The organism is Arthrobacter sp. 01T425 (assembly GCF_056398725.1).
The window spans coordinates 1-20,211 of the sequence record NZ_JBFTPY010000034.1 but is presented as its reverse complement, the minus strand read 5'-3'; the positions used below and the strand labels follow the sequence as shown (position 1 = coordinate 20,211).

Below are 20,211 nucleotides of genomic sequence, written 5' to 3'. Positions count from 1 at the left end.
GCAAGCTCGCCTGCGACGCGGACATCATCCCGGTCGTCCTCGGCGGCGAGGGCCAGGTCCTGGACATCGGCCGCGCCTCCCGCATCTTCCCGCCCCACATCCGCAAGGCCATCACGGCCCGGGACCGGGGCTGCGCCTTCCCGCAATGCGCGATCCCGGCCCCCTGGTGCGAGGCCCACCACATCACCTACTGGTCCCGCGCCGGAACCACCGGAACCGGCAACGGCACCCTGCTCTGCTCCCATCACCACCATCTGATCCACAAGGAACACTGGAGCATCCAGATGCGCACCGGCATCCCCTGGTTCACCCCACCACCCCACCTCGACCCCGCCCGGACACCCCGCCGGAACACCTACTTCCGCCTGGAGTGACCCCCGCGCCTGGACTGACGCTCGCCTCGACTGACTCGGTGGGACCCCCGAAACCGCGCCCTCCGTCGCCGGGCTCCCTGCACCGGGCCGAAAGTCCCAAGCCTGCGTGCCACGGCGGGCCTAGGGTGGAGGCATGGACCAGCGCAGTCTGATGCTGCGGGTAGTGAAGACGCTCCACACCCTTGCCTGGCTCGTGATCGAGGCCTCCATGGCCTACGTCCTGTACGCCGGCATCACGGGCCGCAATGACCGGAAGACGAGGGCTGCCGCCGTCGTGGTCGCCAGCGAATCGCTGATTTTTGCGGGCACCGGCTTCCAATGCCCGTTGACTGTCGTCGCGAAAAATCTTGGCGACGGCTCGGGCTCCGTAACGGACATCTACCTGCCGCGGTGGTTAGCGAATATCCTGCCCGGGCTCCACGTCCCCCTCATCCTCGTCGCAGTGCTGCTGCATTGGCGGAATTGGCGGAAACAGACGGTGCGCGACAGCGAGCGGCGGCTTTTGCTCGGGCGATAGTGCGCGCCCGCCTCACACCTTCGCCCTGCCGCCGATTAACCGTGGTCCCTCCGGCGTGGCCTTTACGGGGATGCCCCCGGAGCCCGGCGGACCGTCCGGGAGTTGCCCGGATTGCGGGTAATCTAAGAGAGTTCCGGAGCCGGCACGGTCGCTCCGGAGCAGTTCATGGCAGGCAGCAAAAGGCGAGGTTGATGGTCCACATCTGGAACGATCTGTCCGAGGTCCCGGCGGACTTTGGTCCTTCGGTTGTCACGTTCGGCAATTTCGACGGCGTGCACCGCGGCCACCAGCAGGTGCTGTCGCAGCTCATCCGTACCGCCCGGTTGAAGCACGCACGCGCCGTCGCCATCACCTTCGACCCGCACCCCGCGCAGGTACACCGTCCGGAATCGGCTCCCGAACTGATCATGGGGCTGGAGGACAAGCTCGTGGCCCTCGGAGAGCTCGGCCTCGACGCCGTGCTGGTGATGAAGTACTCGATGGAGCTCGCCAGCCTCACCCCCGAGGAATTCGTCGCGACAGTGCTGGTCGACAGCCTCAAGGCCAGCCACGTGGTGATCGGCCACGACGCCCGGTTTGGCCGCGGCAATTCCGGCGACCTCGCCACCATGCAGGAGCTGGGCAAGAAGCTCGGGTTCGAGGTGCAGGTCATCAGCGAATTCGGCTCAGAGGGCTTTCCCATCCACGACGACGACGGCACGGACCGCCGCTGTTCGTCCACGTGGGTGCGCGAGGCCCTGCGCGCGGGCGACGTCGCCACCGCCGCTGCCGTCCTCGGCAGGCCGCACCGGATGCGCGGCGAGGTGGTGCACGGGGCCGCACGCGGCCGCGACCTCGGGTTCCCCACCGCGAACCTCTCCTCGACGGCCACCGGGTACATCCCCGCGGACGGCATCTACGCCGGCTGGCTCGTGGACCAGGCAGGCACGCGCTGGCCCGCCGCCATCTCCGTAGGCTCGAACCCGACGTTCGACGGCGTGAGCCGTCAGGTCGAGGCCCACGTGATCGACCGCCCGGAAGAGTCTCCAGATGACTTCGATCTGTACGACCAGACAGTTGTGGTGGAATTTGTCGCCAGGCTCCGCGGCATGGTGGCGTACCGTGGGGCTGAAGCTTTGGTGGAGCAGATGCGCCTGGACGTCGTCCAGGCCCACGACCTCCTGTTCGCCCGCTAAGAACCGGGCCGGATCGGCGTCGGCCCCGCGCTGACAATGTTCTGGTTCACTGGAGCCGCGCTGATTCACAGCCACTTGGCAAGGAAGGCAAGACACGTGACCATCGAGAAAAACACGAGGGAACTGGACCAGGACATTGTCCGGGATTTCAGTGCGCGGATGAGCTACGCGTCCTACCTGCAGTTGCCCACCCTGCTCAGCGCCCAGCAGCCGGTCAGCACCCCGGAACACCACGACGAGATGCTGTTCATCATCCAGCACCAGACCACGGAGCTGTGGCTGAAGCTGGTATTGCACGAGCTTCGCAGCGCCGCCGCGTGGCTGCGGTCGGACGACCTCGGGTCCGCCCTGAAGGCGATCGCCCGCGTCAAGCACATTCAGAAGACGCTCACCGAGCAATGGTCCGTGCTGGCCACCCTGACGCCCACCGAGTACTCCCAGTTCCGCGGCTTCCTCGGCAACTCTTCCGGATTCCAGTCCAGCCAGTACCGTGCGGTGGAGTTCCTCCTCGGCAACAAGAACGCCAAGATGCTTCCGGTGTTCGAATCGGACCCCGAGGCCCACGAGATGCTGCGCGAACTGCTCGAAGCCCCCAGCATCTACGACGATTTCCTCGCCTATCTCAAGCGCCAGGGCTTCGACGTCCCTGCCTCCCTGCTGGAGCGCGACGTCACCAAGGCCCACGAGTTCTGCCCCGAACTGGTCCCGGTGTTCAAGTACATCTACGAGAACGCCGCCGACAACTGGGGCGCATACGAGGCCTGCGAGGAACTTGTGGACCTTGAGGACAACTTCCAGCTGTGGCGTTTCCGCCACCTGCGCACCGTCCAGCGGACCATCGGCATGAAGGCCGGCACCGGCGGATCCAGCGGCGCCGCGTTCCTGCAGAAGGCCCTCGAACTGACCTTCTTCCCCGAACTCTTCGCTGTGCGGACGGAGATCGGCCAGTGAGCATCTCCGCCAACACCGACGCGACGGACAGCCTGTGGCAGCGCGCCCTCGACCTCGACGCCGCGGACCCGCTGGCCGGCTACCGCGACCACTTCGTCGGCACGGACACGGCCCTGTCCTACCTTGACGGCAACTCCCTGGGCCGTCCGCTCAAGCGGACCGTCACCGACATCAGCAGCTTCATCCAGGACAGCTGGGGCGGCCGCCTGATCCGGGGCTGGGACGAGGAATGGCTCGAACTGCCCCAGAAGATCGGCGACCAACTCGGCCGCGCCGTGCTCGGCGCGGCGCCGGGGCAGACGATCATTGCCGATTCCACCACCGTGGTGCTGTACAAGCTCATCCGCGCCGCGCTGGCAGCCGTCACCGATCCGGCCCGGACCGAGATCGTCCTGGACACGGATAATTTCCCCACCGACCGTTACCTGGTGGAGGGAATCGCCCGTGAAGAAGGCCTGACCCTGCGCTGGATCGACGCCGATCCCGCCTCCGGCGTCACCGTCGAGCAGGTGCGGGACGCCACCGGCCCGGCCACCGCCGTCGTGGTTCTGAGCCAGATCGCCTACCGCTCCGGCTTCCTCGCGGACCTGCCGGGCATCACCGCGGCAATCCACGACGCCGGCGCCCTGGTGGTGTGGGACCTGTGCCACTCCGCCGGGTCTGTGGAGATCGCTTTGGACGACGCCGACGTCGACTTCGCGGCAGGCTGCACCTACAAATATCTGAACGGGGGACCGGGCTCGCCCGCGTTCGCCTACATCAACGCACGGCACCTGGCCGGGCTGCAGCAGCCCATCTGGGGCTGGATGGGGCGCAAGGACGCGTTCGAAATGGGTCCCGGCTACGAGGCCGCCCCCGGCATCCGCGGCTTCCTTAGCGGCACTCCGGCGATCTTCGGGATGCTCGCCATGCGCGGCACCCTGGACCTGATCGAGGAAGCTGGGATGGCGTCACTGCGGGAGAAGTCACGGGTGCTGACCGCTTATGCCCTCGAACTTTACGACGCCTGGCTGGCGCCGGCCGGCGTGCAGCTGTCCACCCCGCGGGCGGCGGAACTGCGCGGCAGCCACGTGACGATCGACCACCCGGCCTTCCGGGAAATGACGGCCACATTGTGGGACCAGGACGTGATTCCCGATTTCCGCGCCCCGCAGGGCATCAGGATCGGGCTGTCGCCGCTCAGCACATCCTTCGCGGAGCTTTACCGGGGTGTCGCCGCTATTCGCGAACTGCTCGCAGCCCAGGAAAGTGGAAAACCGCAACCGCCGCAGGCAGCTGGCGCGCCGGCAGAGTCGGCGGCCGCGCCCGGCGGTTTCGACAAGACCGCGGACGTGCCACTAAACTGAACGTTGGATCCGGCTGCAGTCCGTGGCGGCTGGCTCCTGTTGTGTACGGAATGCCCGGCTTCGGCGGGGGATTCCGGGACGGCACCCCCGGCAGTGAATTACTGATTCGGGCCTCACGGCACATCTCTAGGAGTTATTGTGGCACTTGAAGCCGCTGTAAAGCAGTCCATCATCAAGGATTTCGCAACGTCCGAGGGCGACACCGGTTCGCCGGAGGTCCAGGTTGCAGTCCTGACTCAGCGGATCAAGGATCTCACTGAGCACATGAAGGAGCACAAGCACGATTACCACACCCAGCGCGGTCTGCTGGCCATGGTTGGTCGTCGCAAGCGCATGCTCACCTACCTCAAGAACACTGACATCACACGCTACCGTAAGCTCATCGAGCGCCTCGGCCTGCGTCGCTAGTCAGCTTTAAGGGGCGGCCCCTTCCGGACCGGAAAGGGCCGCCTTCTTCAGGAAAAAACTAAACAGGAGGATCAACCGCATCACGCATTCGCGGTCCTCGGTAGTGATCCCCGGGAACGGCCTCAAGGAATGAGGCCCGGCCCGTGGGTCTCGATCGATGACCGGGTGCAGTGCAGGCCAGTAGACAGATGCTGGGCTGGGTTGATGCGGCTGGGCTCCGTGAACCAAGAAACGGAGGTGACTCTCTATGGAGGGTCCCGAAATCCAGTTCTCAGAAGCAATCATTGACAATGGCCGCTTCGGCAAGCGTGTAATCCGCTTTGAAACCGGCCGCCTTGCCAAGCAGGCAGCCGGCGCAGCGATGGTCTACATCGATGAAGAGACCGCGCTGCTGTCCGCAACCACCGCCGGCAAGCACCCGCGTGAAGGTTTCGACTTCTTCCCGCTGACCGTCGACGTCGAAGAGCGTATGTACGCCGCCGGCCGCATCCCGGGCTCGTTCTTCCGCCGCGAAGGCCGTCCCTCCACGGAAGCCATCCTGGCCTGCCGCCTCATGGACCGCCCGCTGCGCCCCGCGTTCGTCAAGGGTCTGCGCAACGAGGTCCAGATCGTCGTCACCGTGCTGTCCATCAACCCGGACGAGCTCTACGACGTCGTCGCGATCAACGCGTCCTCGATGTCCACCCAGCTTTCCGGCCTGCCCTTCTCCGGCCCGATCGGCGGCGTCCGCGTTGCCCTCGTTGCCGACGAGCACGGCTCGCAGTGGGTTGCGTTCCCGAAGCACTCCCAGCTCGAGAACGCCGTCTTCAACATGGTCGTCGCCGGCCGCATCGCCGGTGACGACGTCGCCATCATGATGGTTGAAGCCGAAGCCACCGACAACTCCTGGAACCTCATCAAGGAACAGGGCGCCACCGCCCCGACCGAAGAGGTTGTCTCCGAGGGCCTCGAGGCTGCCAAGCCGTTCATCAAGGCCCTTTGCGAAGCACAGTCCGACCTGGCAGCCCGCGCCGCCAAGCCGACCGTCGAGTTCCCGGTCTTCCTGGACTACCAGGACGACGTCTACGCCGCTGTGGAGTCCGCTGCCGCCGAGAAGCTGGCCGCTGTCTTCCAGATCGCCGACAAGCAGGAACGCGACACCGCGTCCGACGAGCTCAAGGATGAGGTCACCTCTTCCCTGGCCGGCCAGTTCGAAGGCCGCGAGAAGGAACTGTCCGCAGCCTTCCGCTCCGTCACCAAGCAGGTTGTGCGCCAGCGTATCCTCAAGGACCAGATCCGCATCGACGGCCGCGGCCTGACGGACATCCGCCAGCTCACCGCCGAGGTTGAGGTTCTGCCCCGCGTCCACGGCTCGGCCATCTTCGAACGCGGCGAGACCCAGATCATGGGTGTCACCACGCTGAACATGCTCAAGATGGAACAGCAGATCGACTCGCTGTCTCCCGTGACGCGCAAGCGCTACATGCACAACTACAACTTCCCGCCGTACTCCACCGGCGAGACCGGCCGCGTCGGCTCCCCGAAGCGCCGCGAAATCGGCCACGGTGCCCTCGCAGAGCGCGCCATCATGCCGGTGCTGCCGTCCCGCGAGGAATTCCCCTACGCCATCCGCCAGGTGTCTGAGGCTCTCAGCTCCAACGGTTCGACGTCGATGGGTTCCGTCTGCGCCTCCACGCTGTCCCTGCTGAACGCAGGCGTGCCGCTGAAGGCTGCTGTTGCCGGTATCGCCATGGGCCTGGTTTCCGACCAGGTCGACGGCCAGACCCGTTACGCCGCCCTGACCGATATCCTCGGCGCCGAAGATGCCTTCGGTGACATGGACTTCAAGGTTGCCGGTACCTCCGAGTTCGTCACGGCCATCCAGCTGGACACGAAGCTCGACGGCATCCCGGCCTCGGTCCTGGCCGCCGCCCTGAAGCAGGCCCGCGAAGCCCGTCTGCACATCCTGGACGTCCTGAACTCCGCGATCGACACCCCGGACGAGCTCTCCGAGTTCGCGCCGCGCGTCATCGCGGTCAAGATCCCGGTTGACAAGATCGGCGAGGTCATCGGCCCGAAGGGCAAGATGATCAACCAGATCCAGGAAGACACCGGAGCCGACATCTCGATCGAGGACGACGGAACTGTCTACATTGGCGCCACCAACGGCCCGTCTGCCGACGCAGCACGGTCCGCGATCAACGCCATCGCCAACCCGCAGATCCCGGAAATCGGTGAGCGCTACCTGGGCACGGTCGTCAAGACCACCACCTTCGGCGCCTTCGTTTCCCTGACCCCGGGCAAGGACGGCCTCCTGCACATCTCCGAGCTGCGCAAGATCGCCGGCGGCAAGCGCGTGGACAACGTCGACGACGTCGTCTCCGTGGGCCAGAAGATCCAGGTGGAAATCACCAAGATCGACGATCGCGGAAAGCTGTCCCTCTCGCCCGTAGTGGCTGAGGAGGCTGGCTCCGAAAATGCAGGAAACACGGAAAACGCTGACAACGCCGAGGTCTCCGCGGACGCCGCGGAGTAGTCTCTCCTGAGTCAAAAAGCGGGGCCGGTGGATCAACCACCGGCCCCGCTGCTGTTAAAGGTAGGATGGCAGGCAGATTTGGCATGTGTTCAATGAAAGGCCTTGATGACTGTCGTCCCCCTGCCGCTAGAGCAGAACCAGCACGCTGACACCCTGATCCACGGCGCCGACGGCGGCTCCGAGGTGCGACGCTCGGTCCTGCCCGGCGGCGTCCGCGTCCTCACCGAAGCGATGCCCGGCCAACGCTCTGCCACGATCGGTTTCTGGGTCGGCGTCGGCTCCCGCGACGAGGCTCCCGGCCAGCACGGTTCCACGCACTTCCTGGAGCACCTGCTCTTCAAGGGCACCAAGCGCCGCACCGCGCTGGAGATCGCCTCGGCCTTCGACGAGGTCGGCGGGGAATCCAATGCGGCCACCGCGAAGGAAAGCACCTGCTACTTCGCCCGCGTGCTGGACACGGACCTTCCCATGGCGATCGACGTCATCGCGGACATGATCACCGGCGCGGTCCTGGACCCGCAGGAGATGGAGCAGGAGCGGGACGTCATCCTCGAGGAAATCGCCATGGACAGCGACGATCCCACCGACGTCGCGCACGAGAACTTCGTGGCCGCCGTGCTGGGAACGCACCCGCTGGGCCGCCCCATCGGCGGCACGCCGGCAGCCATCCGGGCCGTGGCACGCGACTCGGTGTGGGACCACTACCGCCGCTACTACCGTCCCGACGAGCTCGTGGTCACCGCGGCCGGCGGCCTGGACCACGACGTCGTCTGCGGGCTCGTGGTGGATGCCCTGCACTCCGCCGGCTGGAACCTTGAGGCCGCGGCCGCCCCCGTGCAGCGCCGCTCCACCGAACGTGCATCGATCACCGGCACGGCCGGCCTGCATGTGGTCAAGAGGCAGGTGGAGCAGGCCAACATCATTATGGGTTGCCCGTCGCTGGTCGCCACCGACGGCCGCCGCTTTGTGATGAGTGTGCTCAACGCCGTCCTCGGCGGCGGAATGTCCTCCCGCCTCTTCCAGGAGGTCCGGGAAAAGCGCGGACTCGTCTACTCGACCTACTCTTTCGCCTCCTCCTACGCCGATGCCGGCTATTTCGGCATGTACGCCGGATGCACCCCGTCGAAGGTCCGCCAGGTCATTGATCTGCTGGGCGCCGAACTGGACAAGCTGGCTGCCGACGGCATCTCAGACGAGGAGCTGCGCAAGGCGGAGGGGCAGCTGTGCGGCGGAATCGTGCTGGCGCTGGAGGACACCGGTTCCCGGATGTCCCGGCTGGGCCGCGCGGAACTGGTGTCCGGCGAGTACCAGGACATCGATGAGACCCTCCGCCAGATCAAGGCCGTCACAGCCGCGGAGGTCCAGGAGCTCGCCCGTGAGCTCGCGGCAGCCCCGCGGACCGTCACGGTGGTCGGGCCGTTCGAGGAAACCGAGACGTTCGGACTCCTGGCCTAGACATTCCAACTGGCGCGGCGCCATGATGGTGGCGGGGTCACTCGGGAGGAACTCCATATGGGAGAAACTGTGGACCGGCCGCTGCCAGGCAGTGCATGCGAGGCGCTTGAGGCTTTCCTGGGCCATTGGACGGGGACCACGCACTGGGAGGCAACCGCGTGGGGTCCGGCGCGCACCGCGGACACCGAGATTATCTTTTCCCGGGCAGCAGCCGGGCTTGCCGTCACCCAGAGCTACCGGCACACGGATGCGGACGGGACCCGGTCCGAAGGCCACGGTGTCTTCACGACGGACCCGGACCATCCGGAGACCTTCTGGTACCACGTCAACAGCTTGGGGTTGCCGCCCGAGGGACCCGCGCGCGCCAGCATGGAAGGCGGCACCTTGACCGTGGAACGGCGAAGTGACCGCGGGACCGCACGGCACACCTTCCGGGTGGACGACGGCGAACTCACTCATGCCGCCGGACTCCGCCTGGGCAGGGCGAGCGATTTCACGCCCTTCATGACTACCGTGTGCCGCCGCGTCGCTGAGGGCGCTGCCGTACCGGCGTGAGGTCTTAGGAGGCGGCCTGCAGAATCCGGGTCTTCGGAGTTCCCTCTAGGCCGGGCGCCGCCTCGGCGGAGTTCCAGACCTTCGCCTGAAGATTGGCCAACAAGGCCTCTGCCTGCCCGCGCTGCTCGAAGTCCAGTTCAACGACCACAGAGTGCGGGTCGTCCACGGGTTGGTTGATGCGGTACGCGGTGACGCCCGACGCCGCGCGGTTCACCGGATCACGGTCGAACGCCGCTTTCCACATGGAGAAATCCTTGATCCTATGCTCGATCTGCAAGGTGAACATGCTGCCCTCCTCGTTGGTGTTTGTTGCCCGCCGCGGCGGATATTCCACACTCTAGAACCGGCCAGCTAAACGCGATACCCCGGATTTTGTGAACCCGACATACCGGCTTTATGGAGCCGGGCGTGCCCGGGTTACCCGCCGGCGAACGGCGGCAGCACGTCGACGACGTCGGCCGGCTTGAGCGCCGCGGCATGGTCCCGCACGGCAACTTCGTTGAGCAGGAAGCTGGAGCGGGACAGGATGCGGGCCAGCGGCGGCGTACCGGCCGGCGGTTCGGGGCGCTCGACGGCGAGGATCGCCTCGAGCAGCGAGGCGAGGGTGTCGCCGTCGGCGAGGTCGTAGCGTTCTTCATCCACGCCGGCGGCAGCGCGTGCGGCAGCGAAGTAGCGTACATTCACGAAAAAGTCAGCCTCCGATGGCGCTCATGCTGCGGTCCGGCTGGACGAAGTCGGGCGCGTCGAGGCCCACATGGTCCATGCCGTGGGCCTTGGGCTTGATCCACATGGCATCCTGCCAGCGTTCGGCGAGCTGTTCGTCGCTGGCGCCCTCGCGCAGCAGCCCCAGCAGATCCACTTCCTCGCGCGAGAACAGGCAGCTCATGATCTTGCCCTCGGCGGTGATGCGCGTCCGGCGGCAGTCCGAGCAGAACGGCTCCGTGACGGAGGCGATGATGCCCACAGTGCCGAGCAGAGGGCCGGCGGCGCGGTCGGTGCCGGGAACCCGGGCCCGGACTTCGAACCGTTCCGCCGGGGCGCCGTCGCGGTCCCGCGGGTCGGAACTGAGCACGTAATCGACCGAGAGCAGTTCCCGGATCTCCGCGGCGGTGATCATGTTCCGCCGGGTCCAGCCGTGGTCCGCGTCGAGCGGCATCTGTTCGATGAAGCGCAGTTCATAGCCGCGGTCCAGTGCCCACGCCAGGAGTGCCGGGGACTCGGCGTCGTTGATGCCGCGCATGAGTACAGCGTTGAGCTTGACCGGGCCCAGGCCTGCGGCCCAGGCGGCGTCGACGCCGGCGAGGACCCTGTCCAGGAAGGGCCGGCGGGTCAGCTTGGTAAAGGTTTCTTCATGCAGGGAGTCCAGCGAGACGTTGATTCTGGTCAGTCCCGCGGCTTTGAGTCCGGCGGCCTTCTTGTCCAGGCCGACGGCGTTGGTGGTCATCGAGATTGGCAGGTCGGGGTGGCCCTGGCGGAGCGCGGCGATGATCTGCAGCAGGTCCGCCCGCACCAGGGGCTCGCCTCCGGTCAGCCGCAGTTCACGCACGCCGAGCATGTCGACGCCGATCCGCACGATCCGGACGATTTCCTCCGCGGACATCACCGCCTGCTTGGACAGCCATTCCAGGCCCTCGGCCGGCATGCAATAGGTGCAACGCAGATTGCACTTGTCCGTCAGTGAGAGGCGCATGTCCGTGGCACGGCGGCCGTAGCGATCCACGAGCCCTGCAACCAGGCCCTCCGGACGCCCGGACAGTGCGGCTGCAGCAGGCACTCCCGCTCCGGGACTGCCTGCCGCGCGGGGCTGGGGCATACCCAGTTGAACTGTCATAGAGTCAGGCTACGCCACCTCGCGGCCCACGTCACAGCCGCATGACGGCACGGATATTACGGATTCGGGAACGATGTCCGGCGGGGGTCCGGAGCCCTGCCCGGACCGTGGCCGCGAACCTATGCTGGAAGCGTGAACAAGACCCAGCCGGCCCCGGACGCAACGGAGTACCGGCGCATCCTCCTCGTCGAGGACGAACCGACCATCGCCGGAGTGGTCCGGGACTACCTCGTCCAGGCGGGATACCAGGTGGTCCTCGCCGCCGACGGGTTCACGGCCCTGCGCCTTGCGGCCGAACGCCGCCCGGACCTCGTCCTGCTGGACCGGATGCTGCCGGGCCTGGACGGTGTGGAAGTCTGCCGCCGGCTCCGTGCCGCACACAGTGTCCCGGTCATCATGCTCACTGCCCTCGGAACGGAAGACGACCGGATCCTCGGCCTGGAAGCCGGCGCTGACGACTACGTCACCAAGCCGTTCTCGCCCCGCGAGCTGGTACTGCGGGTCCGTTCGGTCCTGCGCAGGAGCATTCCCGAATTCAGCCCGGAGCCCTCCGTCGAAGTGGGCGGTTTCGACCTCAACCCGGCCGCACGCACCGTCTCCCGCCATGGCAGGCCCCTGGCGCTGACGGCCAGGGAGTTCGACCTTCTGGCCTTCATGCTCCGCCGTCCCCGGCAGGTCTTCAGCCGCGAGGAACTCATGAAAGCCGTCTGGGGCTGGGACTACGGGGACCTGTCCACTGTCACGGTGCACGTGCGGAGGCTGCGGGAGAAGATCGAGGACGACCCCACCCGCCCCTCCGTCCTGAAAACGGTCTGGGGCGTGGGTTACCGGCTGGACCCCAGCGATGAGGAGGAGTCCGCCGATGCAGACCTCTGAACTCCTGACCATCATCGGCTGGGCCCTGGCCTGGGGAGCCGTGATCGGGGCCGCGTCGCTGCTCATCCTGAAATCCCTGCGCCGGGCCTCGTTCGCGGTCCAGATCTGTGTGGTGGTGCTCGCCGCCGTGGCGGTCCTGACGGCCGGAATGGTCAGCGCCTTCAACGCGATGTTCATCTCGGCCCGGGACCTCGAAGTGATGTGGTACGTCCTGGCCGTGGCTTCCGCCGTGGCTGTTTCGATCGCGCTCGTGCTCGGAGCGAGGGTCTCGCGGAACGCCAAGGCGCTGGTCGAGGCTGCCCGGAGCATCGGCCGCGGCGAGAGCCCCGGGATCCAGTCCCCGGTGATGAGCCACGAACTTGCCGCCCTCGCCGCCGAGCTCGAATCCAGCAGCCGGATGCTGGAGGCCTCCCGGCAGCGGGAGGCCGCCGTCGAAAACGCCCGCCGCGAACTGGTCAGCTGGATCTCCCACGACCTGCGGACGCCGCTGGCGAGCATGCGCGCCATGACCGAGGCCCTGGAAGACGGGATGGCCGCGGACGTCCCCGCCTACTACCGCAAGCTCATCGCGCAGACCGACCTCATGGCCGGCATGGTCAACGACCTCCTGGAACTGTCGAAGATCCATGCCGGAACTATGCGGCTCAAGGCCGAGCCGTTGGACCTGTACGACCTCGCCAGCGACGCCATTGCCGACCTCGCCGCGCTGGCGGAGCAGCACGGCATTACGCTCGACGGCGGCGGCCAACGGGAAAGCCTGGCCCTCGCCGACGGCCCCTCGATGGGGCGTGCCATCCGGAACGTCGTGCTCAACGCGATCGTCCACAGCAGACCCGGCTCCCGGGTCACCGTGGAAGTCGGCCGGGACGGTGACCGGGCCGTCGTCGCAGTCACCGACGGCTGCGGCGGGATCCCCGAAGCGGACCTCCCGCATGTGTTCGAAACCGGCTGGCAAAAGGACCCGGCGCGGCGGCAGACCGGCCGTTGGGCCGCCCCGGACGACGGACTGGACGGAATGGCCCCTGATGGCGCGGCCCCGGGCGACGGCTTCCGGGCGCCCGGGCCGGATGAGCCGGCAGGCGTCATGCGCTACAGCGGCGCCGGCCTTGGCCTGAGCATTGTCGCCGGAATCGTCAGCGCCCATCAAGGCACCGTCACCGTGGAGAACGTCGACGGCGGATGCCGGTTCTCGCTGCTGCTCCCCGGCCAGGGAGCCGCCGGCCAGAAGCCGGGTGGCAGCCACGGCACTTCTGCCGGGGAGCCTGCTGCCGGGGGAGCAGCAGCCCCGGCAGCAACAGCCGAGGGAGCACACAACAGGATTCCGCGCGACGCGGTAGAGGAAAAACTCCGGACGGGATGGGCACAGTGAGCAGCGGCGTCAGCTTTGACGGGCAGGGGAAGGAAACCGGCGGCAGGGAACAGCAGCATACGGAACCGGGAGTCCGGCAGCGGCAGTCCCGGGACCTGTGGGCCGCCGGGGCCGGACTGGTGGCCGTGGGGACGGCGGTGGTCCTCGGTGAACTCACGGCCAGCCTGGTGAGCCCCACGGTGTCTCCGGTGACGGCCGTCGGCGGGGCCGTGATCGACACCGTCCCGCCGGGCGTCAAGGAGTGGGCCATTTCCTTGTTCGGCACGGCGGACAAGGTGGCACTCCTGGGCGGCATGGCACTGGTCATCGCCGCGCTCGCGGCGCTCTCCGGAGTCCTCGAAGCGCGGCGCCGTTTCGCCGGGGTGATTCTCATCGCGGTGTTCGGCGCGGTAGGGCTCGTGGCCGTGCTGAGCCGGGCCGACCTGACCGCCAACGCCATCCCCGTCCCGGTGCTGGTGGCACTGGTGGGGATCGCGCTGTTGCGGTGGCTCATCCGGAAACTGTTGGAGTGGCAACCCGATGCCGGCCGGCGACCGGCGGTGGCGTCCGGCCCGCCGGAAACACCACCGGTTGAGCCGGCTCCGCAGGACGCCCCTGCCGTGGCGCCTGCAGATGCCACAGCCAACGAAGCCGGGCCCGCCCGGCGCAGGTTCCTGCTGGCGCTGGGCGGGACAGCCGCGGTTGCCGCCGTCGCCGGTGTGCTCGCCTCCACCCTCAGGGGAGCGGCCGCCGTCGTCAGCGACGTGCGCAGCAAGCTGGTCCTCCCGGTGCCCGCCGCTCCCGCGCCGCCCATCCCGGCCGGCGCCGAGATCCGGCTGGACGGACTGGGCCCGCTCGTGACGCCGAACAGGGATTTCTACCGGATCGACACCGCCCTGCGCGTCCCGCTGGTGGATCCTGCGGAATGGACGCTGAAAGTCACGGGCCTGGTGGAACGGGAGATCGAGCTCGACTTCGCCACTCTCCTGGCCAAACCCCTGACGGAACGGCACGTGACCATCGCCTGCGTCTCCAACGAGGTCGGCGGGGACCTGATCGGCAATGCCCGCTGGCTCGGCTGGCCGGTGCGCGAACTGCTCGCCATGGCCGGCCCTAAGCCCGGGGCGGACATGGTGCTCTCCCGGAGCACGGACGGCTGGACGGCAGGGACCCCGCTGGAGGCCCTCACGGATAACCGCGACGCGCTGCTGGCCGTCGCCATGAACGGGGAACCGCTTCCGCTCGAACATGGATTCCCCGTCCGGATGATCGTGCCCGGGCTGTACGGCTACGTCTCCGCCACGAAGTGGGTCACCGAACTGAAAGTGACCCGGTACGCGGACGACGTCGCCTACTGGACGCCCCGCGGCTGGAGCGAGCGCGGGCCCATCAAGACATCGTCCCGCATTGACGTGCCGCGCGACGGGGCCAACGTGAAGGGCGGGACGGTTGTCTTCGGCGGCGTCGCGTGGGCCCAGCACACGGGCATCGGCAAGGTGGAGCTGCGGGTCAACCGCGGCGACTGGCATCAGGCCGAGCTGGCCCCCGGCATCTCCAAGGACACCTGGTACCAGTGGAAGCTGGCCTTGCCGCTGGAGCCGGGACAATATGAGGTCCAGGTCCGGGCCACAGCCCTCGACGGCGTGCCGCAGGCCGAGGAATCCGCACCGGTCGCGCCGAACGGAGCCACGGGTTATCACACGGTTAGAGTTGACGTGAAGTCCTAGCGAGCCGAGCAGAGGTCAGGAAACGCATGCACCGCACCGAGACAAGGCATGTCAGCGTTCAAGCACACCGGGACAAGGTGCGGGCCCTGCTGGCCCCCCTGCGCACCGAGGGGCGGGTGGAACGGCTCCCGCTGCTCGAAGCCCTGGGCCGGGGGCTCGCCGCCGACATCCTGGCGCCGCTGGACCTTCCCCCCTTCGCCAACTCGCAGATGGACGGCTTCGCGATCCGCAGCGCCGACGTGCCCGACGGCGGCAGGGAACTGCGTGTCGTCGCGCCCGTCCCGGCCGGAGCCACACCGGCGGAACTGGCCGCCGGCACGGCCGCCCCGATCATGACCGGCGCGATGATGCCGGCCGGGGCCGACGCCGTCGTTCCCATCGAGCAGGCCGTGCCCGATTCCTTCCCGGTGCCGGGGGAGCCCGCCACGGTCCACTTGCCGGCCGCCGCCGCCGGAACGTTCGTGCGCGACGCCGGCAGCGACATCCGCTCCGGCGAGCTCGCCCTCAGCGCGGGGACCTTCCTCGGCCCCGGCCAGCTGGGACTGCTGGCGGCGATGGGCTACACGGAGGTGCCCGTCCGTCCCTCCCTCCGGGTCCTCCTGGTCACCACCGGCGACGAGGTGGTGGAACCGGGCAGCCCGCTCGGACCGGGCAAGATCTTCGACTCCAACGGCACGCTGCTCGAGTCCTCCATGCGCCAGGCCGGGCTCCAGGTCACACGGACCGGCGTCTCCACGGACCAGCCGGATGAGCTCGCCGCGTTGCTGCGCCGGCACGCCCCCGCCGCGGACCTGATCGTCACCACCGGCGGCGTCAGCAAAGGTGCCTACGAGGTGGTCCGGCAGGCAATGGCCGGACACGACGTCGAATTCGGCGCCGTGGCGATGCAGCCGGGCGGCCCGCAGGGGATCGGCAGCTTCGATGGCGTCCCTGTGCTGGGGTTCCCGGGCAATCCGGTGAGCTGCCTGGTGTCCTTTGAAATGTTCCTGCGCCCGGTCCTCACGGAACTGTTCGGCGCCCCGGCGCCCCGGCCCGCCGTCCGCGCGCGCCTCGCCGAACCGCTGACCTCCCCGGCGGGCAAGCACCAGGTGCGGCGCGGCACGCTGGCTCCGGACGGCACGGTCAGGCTGGAGGGCGGCGCGGGCTCCCACTTGGTCCATGCCTTGGCCCGTTCCAACGCCCTCGTCCACGTGCCAGAGGGAACAGCGGCGCTCGCAGCGGGCGACGAAGTGGAAGTATGGATCCTGTGAATGATGTAGAAAACCCTGAAGCGGATGCCGCACCGGCGGACAACGGCGAAGCGGGCAACGGCGAAGCGGACAAAAGAGCCGTGGGCAACACCCGCCTGACCCACCTCCGCCACGACGGCACGGCCCAGATGGTGGATGTGTCCAACAAGGCGCAGTCCACCCGGGAAGCCACGGCCACCGCGACCGTCCGCAGCACGGCCGAGGTCCTGTCCCTCCTCGGCGGCGGTGAGCTCCCGAAGGGCGACGCCCTGGCCGTGGCCCGCATCGCCGGGATCATGGCGGCCAAGAAGACGCCGGACCTGATCCCGCTCTGCCACCCGCTGCCGATCGCCAAGGTCACCATCGACTTTGAGCTCGACACCGACGCCGTGACAATTTTCGCCACGGTCAAGACACGCGGCGTCACCGGGGTCGAGATGGAAGCCCTGACTGCGGCGACGGTCGCGGCACTGAGCGTGTACGACATGATCAAGGCCGTGGACAAGCACGCGGTCCTGACCGATATCAAGGTGCTCGCCAAAAGCGGCGGCAAGAGCGGGGACTGGACCCTATGAACATGCCTGAACCCCACCGCCACGGCGAGGCCACGGGCCGCAAGGCCGGTGTCGTGATCGCCTCCACCCGGGCGGCCTCCGGTGTCTATGAGGACCTCACGGGCCCTGTGATCATCGATTGGCTCACCGAACACGGCTTCGAGCCGTTCCCCGCCATGGTGGTGCCGGACGGGGCGCCGGTCGGGGCCGCGCTGAGGGCCCTGCTGAGCCAGCAGCCGGCCGTCATCATCACCAGCGGCGGCACCGGGCTGAGCCCCACCGACGCAACTCCGGAGCAGACGCTGCCCCTGCTGGACCGGGAAATCCCCGGCATCATGGAGGGCATCCGGAACGCCGGAACGGCCAAGACTCCGATGGCCATGCTCAGCCGGGGCCACGCGGGCGCAGCCGGACAGACGTTCATCGTGAACCTGCCCGGATCCCCGAAAGGCGTGATGGACGGTCTGGCCGTGCTGGATCCCATCGTTGGACACCTTTGCGACCAACTGGAAGGCAGCCATGGGCACTAATACCGGATTTGAAATCGTGCACGCCGTGCTGAGCGCCGAACCCATCTCGGTGGAGCAGGCCATCGCGGCGGTGGAGTCGGACACGGCAGGAGCGGTGGTCAGCTTCAGCGGCGTCGTCCGCAACCACGACGGCGGCAAGCAGGTCTCCCGGCTCAGCTACAGCGCCCACCCGACGGCCCACCAGGTGATGGCCGACGTCGTCGCCGGGCTTGTGGCGGAGCACTCGGTCCCGGCCGGGAGTGCCGCGCCCGGCGGATCTCCGGAGGACGCCGCCGGCGGCGCCGGCGCCACGCGGGACGAGCGGCAGCCGGTGCGGATCTGGGCGGCCCACAGGATCGGCATGCTGGAGATCGGCGATCCGGCTCTGGTGTGCGCCGTCTCGGCGGCCCACCGCGGCCAGGCCTTCGCCGTATGTGCAGAACTCGTCGACCGGATCAAGGCCCAAGTGCCGATCTGGAAGGAACAGTTTTTCGCCGACGGCAGCGTGGAGTGGGTCGGCGCCGGCGAGTAGACGCCGTGGTGACCGGCAGGAAGCCGGCTCCGGATCAGGAGGAAATAACCCTGCGCCGGACCCCCGCCCGGTCGACCCCCAGTTCCTTCAGCAGCACGGCTGCCGGATCGTGTTCCTGGCAGTCCAGCAGCGACAGCAGCAGATTCGCGGTGGTGATTTGTCGTGACTTCTGGTCCATGGCGTACCGAAGCATGCCTTCCATTACCGACCGGGCGCCCGAGCTGAAGGGCGGCTTCTTCCCCCGGCTGGGCATGGGGACGCGCTCAAAGCCGTGGGCATCTATACCGATTGATGCGAGTGCCGTGCGGTCAAGCCTCGCCGCCGCGGCCCGTGCCTGATCGAGCGTGACACCCAGAAGGGCGGCGGGAGCAGGATCGTGGAGCGCCCCCAGCAGCAGATGATCCGTGCCCAGCCGCTTGTCGCCGCTGCAGCGGGCCTCGTCCATGGCGAAGCCAACGATTTTTCGGGTGTCGTCGGCAAATCGTTCAAACATGGCTTGATCTCACTCTCGGTATTTTGCGTGGACGGACTGCCGCGAGACGCCCAGGGCGTCGCCGATCTGCTCCCAGGTCCATCCCCGCTGTCGGGCAGCTCTGACCTGCGCTGCCTCGACCTGTTCTGCCAGGCGATGGAGGGCGCCGACCGCCCGCAGACCGACGGCGGGGTCGAGTGAATGAATATGCGCGGACAGGTCATCAGTCTCCATGCCTGTCAGTTTAGATTGACAGGCATAAGGGCGTCAATCCAGCCTGACAGGCCTGGGTCGGCGTGTGACCCATCGAGCCGGCGGCCCGGGCCTTGCGGAACGTTGCTCACGCCGCGTGGCGGTCAGGCTGTCGCCCCCGGCGGCGGCCCTGTAACCAAGCGCCGCCGGTTCCGGAACGCAGCGGCCCCGGCGGTAGGGTTGATGGCATGACCGAACAACTCTCCGTCGCCGTGCTGGGCGCCAGCGGGCGCATGGGCGCAGAGGCCGTGAAGGCCATCGACGCCGCCGCGGACCTGACGCTCGTCGCGGCCCTTGGCCGCAACGACCCCCTCGACTCCCTTGTCAGCTCCGGCGCGCAGGTCGTGGTGGACCTGACCGTCCCCGAAAGCACCGAGGCGAACGTTCGCTTCGCCGTCGAGCACGGCATGCACGCCGTGGTCGGCACCACCGGCTGGGATGCCGGCCGGCTCGCGGGGCTGGAAGAACTCCTCGCCAACCGGCCCGGCGTCGGCGTCCTGATCGCCCCGAACTTCGCCCTCGGCTCCGTCCTGGCCTCCGCCTTCGCCGCCAAGGCGTCCAAGTACTTCGAATCCGTTGAAATTATTGAGCTTCACCACCCGGACAAGGTTGACGCGCCCTCCGGCACGGCCGTGCGCACGGCACAGCTGATCTCGGCCGAGCGCTCCGAGGCTGGCGTGCCGTCCAGCCCGGACGCCACCACCTCGGAACTCGCCGGTGCCCGCGGCACCGACGTCGACGGCATCCGGGTGCACAGTGTCCGGCTGGCCGGTCTTGTCGCGCACCAGGAGGTCCTGCTGGGCGGGCCGGGGGAGCAGCTGACCATCCGCCACGACTCCTTCGACCGTGCGTCCTTCATGCCCGGGGTGCTGCTGGGGATCCGCAGCGTCGCCGCTCACCCCGGTCTCACCGTGGGACTCGACGGCTACCTGGACCTGGGACTCTGAGTCAGATGTCCGCTGCCTTGACAGCCCTGAAAGCGAACCGCACCAAGATCTGGGTGGGGGCCGTCACCCTGCTGCTCGTGTTTTACCTGGTGGTGTCCCTTCAACGTTCCGTGCTCCTGATGTCCGACCCCAGCCTCGTGGCGAAGGCGATCGGCGTCGCCTACCTGGTGCTGCCGGTCATCGGGGCCTGGGCCCTGATCCGGGAACTGCTGTTTGGTGCCCGCACTGAGCGGTTGGCAAAGATCCTCGAAGCCGAGGGGGGCCTGCCGGAGGACACTCTGCCGCGCACGCCCGCCGGCCGGATCATCCGCGAAGCCGCCGACGCCGAATTTGAGAAGTACCGCGCTGAGGCCGAAGCTGCCCCCGAGGACTGGCGTTCCTGGTTCCGGCTCAGCTGTGCGTACGATGCTGCCGGCGACCGCAAGCGCGCCCGCGCCTCAATGCGCGACGCCGTGCGGATGTTCCGCGCCGGGGAGCAGAAGAACTAGCTGTACTGCCCAGGGAGGTTGGTTAAGCGGCTGATGGGCGGCTGGCCTCCGATTGCGGTGTGGGGCCTGTGGTGATTGTAGTGGTGCAGCCATGCCGGGAGGGCGTTTCTGCGGGCTGATTCCGTGGCGTAGAAGCGCTTGAAGGCCCAT

24 protein-coding genes are annotated in these 20,211 nt (G+C 67.9%); 18 read left to right on the top strand and 6 right to left on the bottom strand.

Annotation, left to right across the window (positions count from 1 at the left end; translation table 11 throughout):
• The 9 genes from AC1DNG_RS21580 to AC1DNG_RS21540 form a co-directional block, all read left to right on the top strand.
• Positions 1–374: HNH endonuclease (locus AC1DNG_RS21580; protein ID WP_476888300.1), on the top strand; the 374-nt coding region annotated here is incomplete at its 5' end.
• 133 nt (positions 375–507) lie between these two features.
• Positions 508–891, top strand: coding sequence for a hypothetical protein (locus AC1DNG_RS21575; protein WP_476888299.1), 384 nt, complete (start codon positions 508–510; stop codon positions 889–891).
• A 191-nt stretch (positions 892–1,082) separates the two neighbouring features.
• Positions 1,083–2,066 carry a bifunctional riboflavin kinase/FAD synthetase gene (locus AC1DNG_RS21570; protein ID WP_476856440.1) on the top strand — a complete coding sequence of 328 codons (984 nt, stop codon included), beginning with the start codon at positions 1,083–1,085 and terminating at the stop codon, positions 2,064–2,066.
• 96 nt (positions 2,067–2,162) lie between these two features.
• Positions 2,163–3,017: a tryptophan 2,3-dioxygenase gene (gene kynA, locus AC1DNG_RS21565; protein ID WP_223914012.1), complete on the top strand. Its 855-nt coding sequence runs from the start codon at positions 2,163–2,165 to the stop codon at positions 3,015–3,017.
• Positions 3,014–4,363, top strand: coding sequence for a kynureninase (gene kynU, locus AC1DNG_RS21560; protein ID WP_476888298.1), 1,350 nt, complete (start codon positions 3,014–3,016; stop codon positions 4,361–4,363). Before kynA ends, kynU begins: the two co-directional genes overlap by 4 nt.
• A 138-nt stretch (positions 4,364–4,501) precedes the next feature.
• Complete coding sequence (gene rpsO / locus AC1DNG_RS21555; RefSeq protein WP_018774485.1) at positions 4,502–4,771, top strand: 30S ribosomal protein S15; 270 nt, start codon at positions 4,502–4,504, stop codon at positions 4,769–4,771.
• Positions 4,772–5,018: 247 nt separating this feature from the next.
• Positions 5,019–7,286, top strand: a complete 2,268-nt coding sequence (locus AC1DNG_RS21550; protein WP_476888297.1) for a polyribonucleotide nucleotidyltransferase — start codon at positions 5,019–5,021, stop codon at positions 7,284–7,286.
• A 105-nt stretch (positions 7,287–7,391) separates the two neighbouring features.
• On the top strand, positions 7,392–8,741 hold the full coding sequence (locus tag AC1DNG_RS21545; protein ID WP_079551351.1) for a M16 family metallopeptidase: 1,350 nt from the start codon (positions 7,392–7,394) through the stop codon (positions 8,739–8,741).
• A 57-nt stretch (positions 8,742–8,798) separates the two neighbouring features.
• Positions 8,799–9,296 (top strand): DUF1579 domain-containing protein, encoded by a 498-nt coding sequence (locus AC1DNG_RS21540; protein ID WP_476888296.1) that lies wholly within the window; start codon positions 8,799–8,801, stop codon positions 9,294–9,296.
• 4 nt (positions 9,297–9,300) lie between these two features.
• Here AC1DNG_RS21540 and AC1DNG_RS21535 read toward each other — a convergent pair whose 3' ends face one another.
• From AC1DNG_RS21535 to moaA, 3 genes are all read right to left on the bottom strand, one after another.
• Positions 9,301–9,582 (bottom strand): hypothetical protein, encoded by a 282-nt coding sequence (locus AC1DNG_RS21535; RefSeq protein ID WP_476849439.1) that lies wholly within the window; start codon positions 9,580–9,582, stop codon positions 9,301–9,303.
• A 131-nt stretch (positions 9,583–9,713) separates the two neighbouring features.
• Positions 9,714–9,980, bottom strand: a complete 267-nt coding sequence (locus AC1DNG_RS21530; RefSeq protein WP_229992995.1) for a MoaD/ThiS family protein — start codon at positions 9,978–9,980, stop codon at positions 9,714–9,716.
• 7 nt (positions 9,981–9,987) lie between these two features.
• Positions 9,988–11,127 carry a GTP 3',8-cyclase MoaA gene (moaA, locus tag AC1DNG_RS21525; RefSeq protein ID WP_476888295.1) on the bottom strand — a complete coding sequence of 380 codons (1,140 nt, stop codon included), beginning with the start codon at positions 11,125–11,127 and terminating at the stop codon, positions 9,988–9,990.
• A 132-nt stretch (positions 11,128–11,259) separates the two neighbouring features.
• On the opposite strand from moaA, the gene AC1DNG_RS21520 reads away from it, so the two are divergent.
• Genes AC1DNG_RS21520 through AC1DNG_RS21490 form a run of 7 tightly spaced genes read left to right on the top strand, consistent with a single transcriptional unit; the run spans position 11,260 to position 17,902 of the window.
• A complete protein-coding gene (locus AC1DNG_RS21520; protein ID WP_079551342.1) occupies positions 11,260–12,003 on the top strand; it encodes a response regulator transcription factor in 744 nt (247 codons plus the stop codon).
• Positions 11,990–13,372: a sensor histidine kinase gene (locus tag AC1DNG_RS21515; protein WP_476888294.1), complete on the top strand. Its 1,383-nt coding sequence runs from the start codon at positions 11,990–11,992 to the stop codon at positions 13,370–13,372. The genes AC1DNG_RS21520 and AC1DNG_RS21515 overlap by 14 nt, the downstream gene beginning before the upstream one ends.
• Complete coding sequence (locus AC1DNG_RS21510) at positions 13,360–15,078, top strand: molybdopterin-dependent oxidoreductase (RefSeq protein WP_476888293.1); 1,719 nt, start codon at positions 13,360–13,362, stop codon at positions 15,076–15,078. Before AC1DNG_RS21515 ends, AC1DNG_RS21510 begins: the two co-directional genes overlap by 13 nt.
• A gap of 26 nt (positions 15,079–15,104) precedes the next feature.
• A complete protein-coding gene (locus AC1DNG_RS21505; RefSeq protein ID WP_476872793.1) occupies positions 15,105–16,328 on the top strand; it encodes a molybdopterin molybdotransferase MoeA in 1,224 nt (407 codons plus the stop codon).
• Positions 16,325–16,882 (top strand): cyclic pyranopterin monophosphate synthase MoaC, encoded by a 558-nt coding sequence (moaC, locus tag AC1DNG_RS21500; protein ID WP_476849443.1) that lies wholly within the window; start codon positions 16,325–16,327, stop codon positions 16,880–16,882. The genes AC1DNG_RS21505 and moaC overlap by 4 nt, the downstream gene beginning before the upstream one ends.
• Positions 16,879–17,391, top strand: a complete 513-nt coding sequence (locus tag AC1DNG_RS21495; protein WP_476849444.1) for a MogA/MoaB family molybdenum cofactor biosynthesis protein — start codon at positions 16,879–16,881, stop codon at positions 17,389–17,391. The genes moaC and AC1DNG_RS21495 overlap by 4 nt, the downstream gene beginning before the upstream one ends.
• Positions 17,381–17,902, top strand: coding sequence for a molybdenum cofactor biosynthesis protein MoaE (locus AC1DNG_RS21490; protein ID WP_476888292.1), 522 nt, complete (start codon positions 17,381–17,383; stop codon positions 17,900–17,902). The genes AC1DNG_RS21495 and AC1DNG_RS21490 overlap by 11 nt, the downstream gene beginning before the upstream one ends.
• A gap of 34 nt (positions 17,903–17,936) precedes the next feature.
• Here AC1DNG_RS21490 and AC1DNG_RS21485 read toward each other — a convergent pair whose 3' ends face one another.
• Together AC1DNG_RS21485 and AC1DNG_RS21480 are read right to left on the bottom strand one after the other, a co-directional pair.
• Entirely contained in the window at positions 17,937–18,395 is a 459-nt protein-coding gene (locus AC1DNG_RS21485) for a Clp protease N-terminal domain-containing protein (RefSeq protein WP_476856433.1), read from the bottom strand.
• 9 nt (positions 18,396–18,404) lie between these two features.
• Positions 18,405–18,608, bottom strand: coding sequence for a helix-turn-helix domain-containing protein (locus AC1DNG_RS21480; RefSeq protein ID WP_223914000.1), 204 nt, complete (start codon positions 18,606–18,608; stop codon positions 18,405–18,407).
• Between the two features lie 206 nt (positions 18,609–18,814).
• Between AC1DNG_RS21480 and dapB the strand changes: the two genes are divergently transcribed.
• Both dapB and AC1DNG_RS21470 read left to right on the top strand, forming a co-directional pair.
• Positions 18,815–19,573, top strand: coding sequence for a 4-hydroxy-tetrahydrodipicolinate reductase (gene dapB / locus AC1DNG_RS21475; RefSeq protein WP_476849447.1), 759 nt, complete (start codon positions 18,815–18,817; stop codon positions 19,571–19,573).
• Positions 19,574–19,578: 5 nt separating this feature from the next.
• Positions 19,579–20,061: a hypothetical protein gene (locus AC1DNG_RS21470; RefSeq protein ID WP_223913998.1), complete on the top strand. Its 483-nt coding sequence runs from the start codon at positions 19,579–19,581 to the stop codon at positions 20,059–20,061.
• On the opposite strand, the gene AC1DNG_RS21465 is transcribed toward AC1DNG_RS21470, so the two are convergent.
• A partial coding sequence (locus AC1DNG_RS21465; protein ID WP_476888301.1) for an integrase core domain-containing protein occupies positions 20,058–20,211 on the bottom strand: 154 nt, incomplete at its 5' end. The genes AC1DNG_RS21470 and AC1DNG_RS21465 overlap by 4 nt on opposite strands.